This is a genomic window from Armatimonadota bacterium (assembly GCA_029907255.1).
Classification (GTDB): domain Bacteria; phylum Armatimonadota; class UBA5829; order DTJY01; family DTJY01; genus JAIMAU01.
This window is the reverse complement of record JARYMF010000003.1, coordinates 251,044-263,071: the sequence shown is the minus strand read 5'-3', so window position 1 is coordinate 263,071 and position 12,028 is coordinate 251,044. Positions and strand designations below refer to the sequence as shown.

General features: G+C 45.2%; 9 protein-coding genes. 1 reads left to right on the top strand and 8 read right to left on the bottom strand.

What is annotated here, in order from left to right; all coding sequences use genetic code 11:
* Positions 1-37: 37 nt before the first annotated feature.
* Positions 38-916 carry a zf-HC2 domain-containing protein gene (locus QHH26_03855; protein ID MDH7481100.1) on the bottom strand — a complete coding sequence of 293 codons (879 nt, stop codon included), beginning with the start codon at positions 914-916 and terminating at the stop codon, positions 38-40.
* Positions 917-1,078: 162 nt separating this feature from the next.
* Between QHH26_03855 and QHH26_03850 the strand changes: the two genes are divergently transcribed.
* Positions 1,079-2,077: a uroporphyrinogen decarboxylase family protein gene (locus QHH26_03850; protein ID MDH7481099.1), complete on the top strand. Its 999-nt coding sequence runs from the start codon at positions 1,079-1,081 to the stop codon at positions 2,075-2,077.
* On the opposite strand, the gene nagA is transcribed toward QHH26_03850, so the two are convergent.
* From nagA to secD, 7 genes are all read right to left on the bottom strand, one after another.
* Positions 2,055-3,212 (bottom strand): N-acetylglucosamine-6-phosphate deacetylase, encoded by a 1,158-nt coding sequence (gene nagA / locus QHH26_03845; protein ID MDH7481098.1) that lies wholly within the window; start codon positions 3,210-3,212, stop codon positions 2,055-2,057. The genes QHH26_03850 and nagA overlap by 23 nt on opposite strands.
* A gap of 98 nt (positions 3,213-3,310) precedes the next feature.
* Positions 3,311-3,943, bottom strand: a complete 633-nt coding sequence (locus QHH26_03840; protein MDH7481097.1) for an MBL fold metallo-hydrolase — start codon at positions 3,941-3,943, stop codon at positions 3,311-3,313.
* On the bottom strand, positions 3,943-4,797 hold the full coding sequence (locus QHH26_03835; protein MDH7481096.1) for a tetratricopeptide repeat protein: 855 nt from the start codon (positions 4,795-4,797) through the stop codon (positions 3,943-3,945). The genes QHH26_03840 and QHH26_03835 overlap by 1 nt, the downstream gene beginning before the upstream one ends.
* Before the next feature lie 47 nt (positions 4,798-4,844).
* Positions 4,845-5,291: a D-aminoacyl-tRNA deacylase gene (gene dtd, locus QHH26_03830; protein MDH7481095.1), complete on the bottom strand. Its 447-nt coding sequence runs from the start codon at positions 5,289-5,291 to the stop codon at positions 4,845-4,847.
* Entirely contained in the window at positions 5,288-7,510 is a 2,223-nt protein-coding gene (locus QHH26_03825; GenBank protein ID MDH7481094.1) for a bifunctional (p)ppGpp synthetase/guanosine-3',5'-bis(diphosphate) 3'-pyrophosphohydrolase, read from the bottom strand. Before QHH26_03825 ends, dtd begins: the two co-directional genes overlap by 4 nt.
* 12 nt (positions 7,511-7,522) lie before the next feature.
* Complete coding sequence (recJ, locus tag QHH26_03820; GenBank protein ID MDH7481093.1) at positions 7,523-9,265, bottom strand: single-stranded-DNA-specific exonuclease RecJ; 1,743 nt, start codon at positions 9,263-9,265, stop codon at positions 7,523-7,525.
* Positions 9,266-9,415: 150 nt separating this feature from the next.
* Entirely contained in the window at positions 9,416-11,911 is a 2,496-nt protein-coding gene (gene secD, locus QHH26_03815) for a protein translocase subunit SecD (GenBank protein MDH7481092.1), read from the bottom strand.
* Between the last annotated feature and the right edge of the window lie 117 nt (positions 11,912-12,028).

Here is a 12,028-nt window from a genome sequence, read left to right as displayed (position 1 = left end):
TGCCAAGCGCAGGTGGCCTTCCGGATAATGGCCAGTTCTAGAACCGGAAGCCTACCAGCGTTACGGAGTGTTTTTTGTTGTCTATAGGATCAAGCTTTATACTTACTGGTTGCTTGTTTTTAGCTGCAAGTTTCTTGCGTAATTGTTCGATTGCCGAAGGATCTTCTTGTACAACCAGCTTTGGTGCGGCGATTTTTGGTTCTTTCACCTCCTCTTGAATTTCAGGTTGTTCGGCTACCATTGTTGCGCCAGAGCTTTCCTCGGTGATTTCGCTCGGCTTTTCTGTAGCTTCTGAAGATGGAGTAGCCTGCTCTTCCTGGATAGCCACTGTTTCATCAATCTTTTCGTTCTTTGGTTGTTCAAGAGCTTTGCGTTCTTTGCCTGATTTAACGTGAGTTTTACGTGCAATAGTAGCAACACGCCTTGGCTGTTTAAACTTTGGCATCGAGGCAATTATCTTTGGCTTACCGACAGGCTGTTTAGCATTAATACTCGGAGCGGATTGTTTAGAAGAGACTTTAATTGGTGTATGGCGCTTTTCTGAGATTGAGGCGATGTGTTGCTGTGGTCGATTTCCACCAATTTGGGAAAATAAAATTCCCATTAGAAGAATAGCTGCAGCAAAACCTGCGGTTGCAAGGCGGGCATACTGGGGGATGACTGTAATTTTAGTTCGAAGCCTCTCCAGAATTCCACGTTTTTGAATTGTTGCAGCTTCTATGCGCTCAAGCAATCCAGCTGGCGGTTCGACCTCTGCGTTTGCTTGAAGCAGTTTGGCCATGCGTCGGAGAACTTCCATCTCCTGGGCGCATGAGGCGCACTCTGCCAAATGCTTTTCTATGAATTGAGCATCGGCTTCGCATGCCTCACCATCTAGGTAGTCGGGCAACATCGGACGTACTTTCTCACAGCTCATTTAAATACCTCCTTTGTTAAACGATGTATCAGTTCTTCAAACACAAAAGAGAGATAAAAGTTACAAGAAAATTTCGTATGAAAATCAACCGGTTTTATGTAAGAGGAAAACCACAGGATAGTGCGTAACTTTTGAATGGAATAGTGAATAAGGGGCGAAATTATGACAAGCAGGGAAAGGGTTAAACGTTGTATTAACTACGAGAATCCAGACAGGTGTCCAATGAGTTTGCCTCCTCCCTACCCTAACGACTTTTGCAGTATTGGAATCACGCCGGATCCCGAATGGAAGCCGTGGCGAACATGGAATTTAGAAGGTGCTAAGCAATGGGAAGATGAGTGGCATAACGTGTGGAAATGTTTGCCAAGTACTACCCGAGGCGAGGTGATTGAAGGTGTAATAAAGGATTGGTCGGAGGTGGAGACGTATCAAATGCCGCGCCTTGACCTTCCTCTTCGTTACGAGAAAGCGCGTGAAATATTTGCGGCAAACCCTGATAAATACCATCTTGGGCATCTAAATGGTTTTCCATTTGCAATTATGCGGTATATGCGCAAAATTGAAGTTTTTCTTGCAGATGTGCTCCTCTATCCCGAAGAGGTTAATGCGCTTCAAAGAAAAGTGGTTGATCTATTGAAACGCTGTATGGATCAATGGGCGACTACGGATTGCGATGGAGTAATGTTCGCTGAGGATTGGGGTACTCAAGAGCGACTGCTGGTATCGCCTAAGCTGTGGCATGAAATGTTCGAGTGGGGTTTTCGAGAACTCGTTGGGCATGCAAAGGCGCTCGGTTTGGATGTATGGATGCATTCATGTGGCTATATCAAAGATATAATTCCTAGTCTTGTGGATATGGGAATTAAAGTTCTCCAGCTCGACCAGCCAACACTCTCTGGGCTTGATTTCCTTGCGGAAGTATGTCATGGCAAGACGGCAATTTGGTCGCCTGTAGATATTCAACGTGATCTTCCGATAGGCGATGAAAACTATATCCGAGCTCGGGCTCGCGAATTGATTGATAAACTTGGCAGTCGGGGTGGCGGCTTTATATGCGGATTCTATGGCGATGTAAAATCATTAGGTGTCAAGCCAGAATGGCAAATGTGGGCTTGCGATGAGTTCGCAAAATATGCTTCTATACCTCGAGACCGCCAATAAATACTCGCTTTACTTCTAGATTCTTATCCATTACGACGAAATCTGCGGCAAGCCCCTCCTCAATCATGCCTCTTTCTGAGGCTATACCGATGGATTCTGCTGGCGTAAGGGACGCCATCTCTACCGCTGCTCTTAGTCCTACATGTTCAGTTGCATTTCGAACTGCTTGGTCGAGCGTTACTGTGCTTCCTGCGATTGTGCCATCCGCTAGTTTTGCTTGCCCTGATTTTACAAAAACAATCTGTCCGCCAAGATCATATTCTCCATCTTGGAGGCCTGCTGCTCTCATCGCATCTGAAACAAGGATTACGCGGCCAGGTCCCTTTGCCTTTACGAGTAATTTTGCTGCGCCTGGGTGGACATGAATATTGTCCCAGATTAGCTCGCCAAATATCCTATCGTTAACCATTACACCACCTGCAACTCCTGGCTCACGGTGATGAAGCCCTTTCATTCCGTTAAAGGTATGGGTGGCATTGGTAACACCCATGGCTGCAGCCTTCATTACTTGGTCGTACGTTGCGCCCGAATGACCGACGGATACCCTAATGCCCTTTTTAATAAGATATTCAATCACTTCTTCGGCGCCGGGCACTTCGGGGGCAATTGTTACGACACGAATGTAAGCGAGATAATCGCCTAGGAATTGCTCAAATTCCTTTACACTTGGAGGTCGTATGTTTTCAGGTGGTTGGGCGCCTTTGTATTCGATGTTCAAAAAAGGTCCTTCGACATGCGCACCCAAAACTCTGGCACCAGGCACACCACGGTCAACTGCTTCTTTTATGGCGGCCATTGCACGAACAATTGTAGGCCAAGGCGAAGTTACAATCGTTGGAAGGAACGAAGTCACGCCATGGCGAGCTAGGTGGGTCGAAATTGAAGAAATCGCTTCGTATGTTCCATCGGCAACATCAAATCCTGCGCCGCCGTGGACATGGATATCTATAAAGCCTGGAGCAACCATCTCGTCGGATGCATCAATGTACGAGCGGTCGGTTGGCTTCTCAGCTCCCAATTGAAGAGCTGAAATAATGCCGTCACTAACCTCGATAAGAACGTTTTGCATCTCCTGTGTTGGGGTAATTAGCCACCCACAAAACATGCGCCAACTCGTAGCCTTTGATGCATTCATTTCATTTTCTCCTGTCTTTGATTATGCAAGTTTGATTTTCAAGTTATTGATTCTAATGTTAATCTTTTTGTATCGAAGCATGGCTTTTTATCGAAAAACTAAATCCATGGATTGTGAGCGCGTTCATTGCCAATGGTGGTTTCAGGACCATGGCCTGGATAAACCTTCGTGTTGTCGTTAAGCAATAAGAGCAGCTTATGAATGGATGCCATCAATTGTTCGAACGAACAGCCGGGGAAATCACATCTTCCAATACTTCCAGCAAAAAGCGTATCGCCCGTGAATATTATATCGTTGGTATGTAAACAAATGCCTCCAGGTGAGTGGCCAGGTGTGTGGATTACTTTTAAAGAATGTCTCCCAACAAAAATTTCATCTCCATCTTTAAGAAGACGGTCTGCCGGTGGACTAACAATATTATCCAGCCCAACTAAAGCTGACAAATTTTTATAAGCATCTGTTAATGCTGGAGCATCGGCCTCGTGAATCAAGATGGGACAGCCAAATTTTGCCTTTATTGGTCCATTGCCACCAATGTGGTCACCGTGAGAATGAGTATTAACTATGCCGATAACATTGAGCCCATCCTTTTCAATGGCTGCAATGACTTCTCTGTTTTCCTCTGCAGGGTCTATTATGAGGGCTTGCTTGCTGAACAGGTCTGATACAAGGTAGCAGTTTGTATCAAACAATCCCAAGATAAATCTTTTCACTTGAAGGCGCTCGGTCACTACCAGCGCCCTCCTTCAACAAATTTGCGCGCGCGCTCTAAAAATTCTAGATCATATGGATGAAGATCACCTGCATTCTGACAGATGTTGAAGGCTTCTTCTTCGCGGCCAAGGTTATAATATACAGCACCCAATAGATACTTATACGCCGGCCTTTCTGGGTTAAGCTGGATTGCTCTTTTTAAAGCGATGACCGCTTCTTCAAGCAGTCCTACGCGCGCACAAAGGATTGCTAGCCTGACTACATAATAATCATCGCCGGGAGTCATTTCGACAGCCCGAGCCATTTCCGGAAGGGCTTCATCTACATGGCCTGAATCAGCATAAGCGGCTGCAAGCTCAAAACGGTAGAATCCATCGTCAGGGCAAATCAATACTGCCTCTTCTAGCTGTCCTATTGCCTCCTTATATTGGCCAGTTTTCATAAGTGCCCCGCTTAGTTTGTAGCGGTAAAAGGCATTTCTTGGATCTAGTTTTATGGCGCGTTCGTATTCTTGGATGGCAGCGTGCCATTTCCCGTATCTGGTGTAAATTTCGGCAAGACTAAAGTGCGGCTCGGGGCGATTCGGGTCCTTTTTCACTGCGCGCTTGTATTGGTCAACAGCCTTAACAGGTAATTCAGCATAAGCATATGCATCGCCCAGATCTGTGCGGTGCGAAGCATCGTTTTCAATCCGGGCGGCTTTTTTATATCGAGTAATCGCTTGATGAAGATAGCCCTTTGATATATGTGAATCAGCCAAGCGCTTATTTCCATCAGCAGTTCTAGGTTCGCGCTCGGGCGTTAATTCTTCTTGGTCGACTTCCCTGTGTTTTGCACCCATGTCGAGTTGAAAAAAGTCCTCTAGGCGCATTTCCTCACTCCTCTGTCATGATTTAAAAGGCAAATAGAAGAATATCACTAACGGTCTTCCGTGTCCAGAAGAAGAGTGACCGGTCCATCATTTTTAATTGTTACTAACATTTTCGCTCTAAAGATTCCGGTTTCAACTGGAACCCCATGAGATTGAAGCTTTTCGACATATTCTTGGTATAAGCTATCAGCTTTTTCGGGTGGAGCAGCATTTGTAAAGCTAGGCCTTCTTCCCTTTTTTGCATCGCCGTAGAGCGTGAATTGCGATACAACAAGGGCGCTACCACCAACGTCAAGCAGAGACAAATTCATTTTTCCTTCGCTGTCTTCAAAGATTCTGAGATTGGCGGTTTTTTCAGCTAACCAAGAGGCGTCCTCGGACGTGTCATTTATACCGACGCCTAGGAGCACTACTACTCCATGGCCAATTTTTCCAACAGTCATATTTTTAACTTTAACCGATGCCGATTTTACCCGCTGTATTACCGCTCTCATGAATGCTCTCTGCCCGTAATGCTGACCCGGCGAACTTCGAGAATATCGCCCAAGGTGGCAACGCTATTAATTAATCTGTTCAAGTGATCTAGGTCATTTACTTCCACAATAAGATCAAAGTATGCAGTTTTGTCTGGTCGCGATGCAATTTTCGCAGATGAGATGTTCGTTTTAGATTCGCTAAATATCGCCGATATGTCGTTTAACAAACCCACACGATCAAGTGCTTTAATGAAGAGCCCGGCTTGGAAACGCTCGCCATCTCCATGTGTCCATTCTACTTCTACCATCCTATCGGGCTCCTTTTCGTAATAAATTGCTATGTTTGGGCAGGATTTCCTGTGCAGTGCTACGCCCCTACCCCGCGTTACGTATCCGACGATTTCGTCACCAGGAATTGGTGCACAACATTTCGCTCGTCTTATTGCAACACCATCTACCCCTCCCGCAACTATCCCTAATTTTGCTTCAAGAGGGGGACGCTTTCCTGAAACACTTAGTCCTGGAGCCGGCGGTTGTGTTGCTGTTAATTTATGGATAACGGTCAGAGCCGCAATATGCCCATTGCCAATTGCAGCAAACAAATCATCTTCAGATTGAAATTTCAAAGATGCTAGTATTTTCTGCACGTTTTCAGGTTTTAGAAAATCATCAGGGTTTAAACCCTGGCGTTCAATCTCTTTTTCAAGAATTTCTCGACCTTTTGCTACGTTCTCCGCGTGATAAAGTTTGCGATAAAAAGCTTTGATGCGATTTCGTGCGGTAGATGTCCGTACGAAGTTGAGCCAGTCTCGGCTTGGAACCGCGTTGCTCCTCGATATAATTTCAACTATATCGCCGTTGTTGAATTTGTAGTTCAACGGAACAATTCTTCCGTTAACCTTCGCACCAACGCAATGATTGCCAAGGTCGCTATGAATCCGGTATGCAAAATCCACTGGCGTTGACCCAGCTGGTAGGTCAATTACATCGCCTTTGGGCGTAAAAACGAAAACCTGGTCTGAAAAAAGATCTTCGGTTACAGAGCGGAGGAACTCATCAGCGTCTTTTGAGTCGGCTTGCCATTCGAAAAATTGTTGACGTAGCCAAGAAAGCTTTCTTTCGAACTCATCGGCTGGTTTTCCGCCTTCTTTATATTGCCAGTGCGCCGCGATTCCAAATTCCGCAGTTTTATGCATTTCTTTTGTTCTTATTTGTATTTCGAGCGGTTCGCCTTTTGGCCCAATGACTTTCGTATGAAGAGACTGGTACATGTTTGATTTTGGCTTGCTAATATAGTCATAAAACTTTTCTGGAATTGGCATCCATTGATCATGCACAATGCCCAAAACCTGATAGCACTCGGGGACAGTGTCCACAATTATTCGAATTGCTGTTAAGTCATAGATATCTCTGAAATCGATTTCTTGGGACGCCATTTTTTGGTGTATGCTGTATAGGTGCTTTGGCCGACCTTGAATCTCTGCTTTCAGCCCTTCTTTTTCGAGGCGTGCTCTTATGGTCTCAATCACATTGTTTAGTTCTTGTTCGCGTTCACGTCTGGTTTTCGACACTTTCTCGACGATATCGGCGTAAGCTTTGGGTTCAACGTATTTGAAGGCGAGATCCTCTAATTGCCATTTAATTTGCCATATTCCAAGCCTGTGTGCCAGGGGTGCAAATATTTGTAAGGTTTCGTTTGCTACTTTAAGACGCCGTTCCTCAGGAAGCGCGGACAAGGTACGCATATTGTGAAGACGGTCAGCAAGCTTTATCACCATGACGCGAAAATCATGTGCCATGGCGAGAAAAATCTTACGAAGATTTTCGGCGCTCCTTCTAACTTCCGATTGACGTTTTTTTCCTGATTCACCTTCGGTGCTTCGTGGTTCAAAATCCGCTAGCTTGAGTTTTGTAACGCCATCAACAAGCTGGGCTATTTCTTTGCCGAATTCTTTTTCTATTTCTTCTCGGGTAATATGCCCATCTTCGATGACGTCGTGTAGCAAAGCTGCAGCAATGCTTTTGGCATCCATTTCGAGCTCTGAAAGGATTGCTGCCGTTGCTACGGGATGGTTAATATATGGTTCCCCAGAGAGACGAAATTGGCCCTCATGAGCTTTTTCGGCAAAAGCATAGGCTTTACCAACCAGCTCTATGTCTTGCTGAGAAGCATATTTTTTCATTTTCTCGACAATGTTTTGGATTGCCGGCGGACACATTGTCTGGTTGGAAGTCATTTTCTTAGGCCTTTATGTAGACTTGGATGGTTTTGCATCTTTGAGAACGAGTTGAACGACCTTGAAGCCCGCGTACTCATTTATTTGAATATTATAACATAAATCCACCGTAGCTCCAATTTCAAACAATTGCTCGCTTTCTCCCCATCCGAAAGCAACACATTCTATTTGTTTTGTCTTTTGTGTGGCTAGTTTGAGTTTTAAATGATTGCCATTTCCTCCCAGTCGGGTTTTGCTGATAACTTTTACGTCACGACTCGCAAAGACCGGCTCACGATTGCCATAGCCGAACGGTTCAAGGAGCTGGAGTTCTGTGGCAAGGTCATATGTTATTTCGTCTATTTCTAGTTCGGCGTCCACTTCTATTTGAGGTATAAGGTCCGATTGAGTGAGTACATGGTCGGCAACTTCATTTATTGCTTCATCAAAGTCAGAGAGTTTTTCTGCCATTATTGATAAGCCCGCAGCCTTTGCATGGCCACCACAGCGCTCAAGAAGTTCACTGCATTGCATAAGAGCCTTAAAAAGATGAAAAGAGTCTATGCTTCGCCCAGAACCAACGCCTTTGTTGTTGGTTTCGTCAATGGCTATCAGTACCGCGGGCCTATGAAAAAGATCAACAATTTTACTTGCAACTATTCCAATTATCCCAGGATGCCATCTTTGCGACGATAGAACTAAAACCTTAGCTTTTTCATCAAGACAGCGGTCAGTTATCTGCTCTATTGCCTCCTGGGTTATACGTTCTTGTTCTCTTTGACGTTCTCGATTTTGCAATTCAAGCATTTCAGCAAGCTTTTCTGCTTCCGCTTCTTCTTTTGTAAGCAGGAGATTAAGAGCGAGTGAAGCATCGTCCAAACGTCCTGCTGCGTTTAATCGAGGACATAATATATAGCTGAGCATGTGGCTTGTTATTGGTTTTCCGTGAATGCCAGCAATCTTTAAAAGCGCCTGAATTCCAGGTTTTCCCGATCTTGGAATTTCGGTAATCCCGCATTTTGTGAGCACCCGATTTTCGCCGACAAGAGGCACGATATCAGCCACTGTACCAATTGCTACAAGGTCAACAAATCTGCGTCGAAATGCCTCTGTATCATAGCCAAGACTCTGCACAAGTGCCTCTGCAAATTTAAATGCAACTCCAACACCTGCCAGGTCTTTGAAAGGATATTGGCAATTATGCTTCCGAGGGTTTATGAGAGCTAGAGGTTCTGCAATTTTAGGGCCTGGTTCGTGGTGGTCTGTAACTATTACATCTATCCCAAGGCTTTTTGCGTATTCTATCTCGTCGATGGCCGAAGTTCCGCAGTCTGCGGTGATTATAAGGTTAACTCCTCGACGAGCTGCTTCTTCTATCCCTGGCTGTCTGATGTCATAACCTTCACGTTGTCTATGAGGAATATACCAGCTCACATCTGCGCGCAAAGCCCTAAGTACACGGACGAGAAGTGCGGTGCTTGTGATTCCGTCAACATCATAGTCTCCATGGACCATGATTTTTTCACCCGCGTCTAGGGCCTTTATTGTTCTAGAAACTGCGTGGTCGATTCCATCTAAAAGGCTAGGATCGTGAAGGTTATCCATGCTGGGGTTTAAAAACTCGCAAGCTTCTCTGGGGGTTCGAATGCCCCTGTTTAATAAAACGCGGCATACTATTCGTGAGGCTGGAACTTGATTGCAGAATTTTTCTTCGATGACGAGATCTGGCTGGATAATCTTCCAATCTTTTGATCTTTTAGCTTTATTGCCAATCATAAAGCTTATCTCACACTTGTTCATTCAACAGAAAACATAATAGCATGCTGGTTCATGGAAAACAACCGATATGGGAGCAAAAGTGAAATTAAAAAGCCTACAGATTTTGGAGAAATCTGTAGGCTGGATTTGTCCTATTTGGAGCTGAGGTTAGAACCTCCTCTTACGCTTCTTGGTTTTCGTTTTGGTCGCGGTCTGAGCCTTACGCACCGGAGTGACTGTAGCCGCTTCTTCATGAACATCGCTTTCGGTTTGTTCGACAAGAGGTTTCAGGTCCATTGGCTTTGTTGCAGTGCGAGGTTGTTCAGAAGGTACGCCGCTAAGAGGCTGTTTGCTTGCAATTCTCTGCCACAGGACGAGAAGTTGACTTGCATTAAAGATGGAGGAATAGGTACCTGTTATTATACCAATTAATAGTGCCACGTTGAAGTGCTTTAAGCTCGGATTGGAGGCACCAAACAATAATAAAGCTATGAGAGTCAGCACAACCGTCAAAGATGTGTTAATTGACCTTGCGAAAGATTGCAGTATGCTCCTATTGACCAGCGAGTCGAATGTTTCTCCTTTCGAGCGGTGGCGCAGATTCTCGCGAATGCGGTCAAATATGACGATTGTGTCATGGTTGGAGAATCCAATGACTGTTAGCAATGCCGTCACAAATAGGCTATCAATCTCCCAATGGAGGAAGTGGCCAAATATTGCAAAGAGGCCTACTATAACACCTACGTCGTGCAAAAGAGCAATGACTGCACATATTCCAAATCGGAATCCGTATGCTAATCCTCCAATGGCAAATCGTGCAGAAAGGTATAGGACAATGCCAAGAGAGGCCAATATTATTGCCTTGAAGGCGTTCGCAGTTAATTCGCGGCTGATAGTTGGGCCAACTCGTTCGGTTGCAAGCACTTCAAATTCGCCGACTCTTTCTTTCAGTCTTTTTTGAAGTGTACGAAATTCTTCTTCAGAGACGTTTTTAGTTCGGATAAAGAATTCTTTTGGATCTTCTTTGGATTTCTGGACCATGCTTCCTCTGAGGCCTAGGTCGCTGAGTGCTGCCTCAACAGATGCTCGTTCTACTGGATGCTTAAACTCAAGTTGCATGAGGCTACCACCAGTGAAGTCAATACCTGGCTTCAGTCCGTGCATGCCGAAGATGAAGAACAATCCCGGCAAAATTACTGCGGCGCTTATGGCATACCAAGTCCACATCCGCCCAACAACGTCTACTTGCCGACCTGTCTGTCCTGTCACCCACTGTCTTCTCACACCAAACCATGCAGGATGTTGGGCAAATCCGGTGTTTACGATTAAATGAAGAATTGTTCGCGTGACTACTATTGCGGTGAACATACTAACAATTACACCGAGGCTAAGGACAATGGCGAATCCTCTGATTGGTCCAGTGCCAAGCCATCCTAGTATTAGACAGGTAATGAGCGTACAGACGTTGGAGTCGAAAATGGAGGTGAATGCTCTTGCAAATCCAGCGTCAATTGCCGCGCGAAGCGTTTTTCCGCTTCGTAACTCTTCTTTCAATCGCTCGAAAATAAGGATATTAGCATCTACGGCCATACCTATTGATATGATGTATGCCGCGATGCCCGGTAGTGTGAGCGTTACAGGTATTATTTTGAATAATGCAAGAGTGAGTATTGCATATATTCCAAGTGCAATATCTGCAATTACTCCAGGCAATAAGTAATAGCCGAACATAAAGAGGACGACTAGGCCGAGACCTATGATTCCTGCAAGTACGCTTCTATCCACAGAATCTTGACCTAGCGTTGCCTCTACCCTTTGGTGCTGCACTATTTCAAGAGGGACTGGTAATGCGCCAGCATTCAAGAATTCAGCTAAACGCGTGGCTTCCTGAATAGTTCGGAAGCCGCCTTCAATGGTGGCTTTTCCGTCGAGAATAGGTACCTTAACGACTGGCGCACTTAAAATTTGGTCGTTCAGGACTATTGCCAAGTACTCGCCTACATTACGCCGCGTAAAGTCGGCAAACAACTTCCTGCCTTCTCTATCAAACTCGATGGCTACGTAAACTTCATATGGAGGCTGAGCCATCTTGTTTGCTTGGGCATTAGGCTTGAGATTAGCGCCAGTGACGATGACTGGGGATTCTGCTAGTACTTTTTCTACTGGTACATTCTTTCCGTCATGGTCTGTAAAGACATACCTATCATTTCCCTGCTCGTCCTGCTCAATCGTCATCTGGTATTTCCCACGGTGGCGCTTGTCTTGCACCCATCGCAGGTGGCGAAATTCAAGCCTTGCGGTTGACTTAAGTTGTTCTATGGCTTGATCTACGTTTGGAATGTCGGGAATTTCGACGACCACCTGATCAATACCCTTGGGCTGAATCAGAGGTTCGGATACGCCGAAAGCATCAACGCGGTTGCGAATGACACGCACTATGCCATTTAGGTGCTTATAGCTCCATTTTTCACCTTTAGGCAGCTTGTCGGTTTCTGCGCGGAGTACGACACGTACTCCACCTGCAAGGTCTAAGCCTTTCTTTAAATGCCAAGGTTTAGTAATTTGCTTGCCATTTTCTGTTACTGTCACATGTTGCTTTCCAAGAATGAAAGCAGATGCTGCAACCAATACAATAACAAGAGCAAGGATATGTTTATGTCTCAATTTTTCTGTAATCCTCCCTAAGTCACCTTATGGCGCTTTTTGGGGCGCGGGTCTATTAATCATTCGAACCGGGCCATATAACAGGGCAATTATACAGATGTGCCGTGATATTGTCAA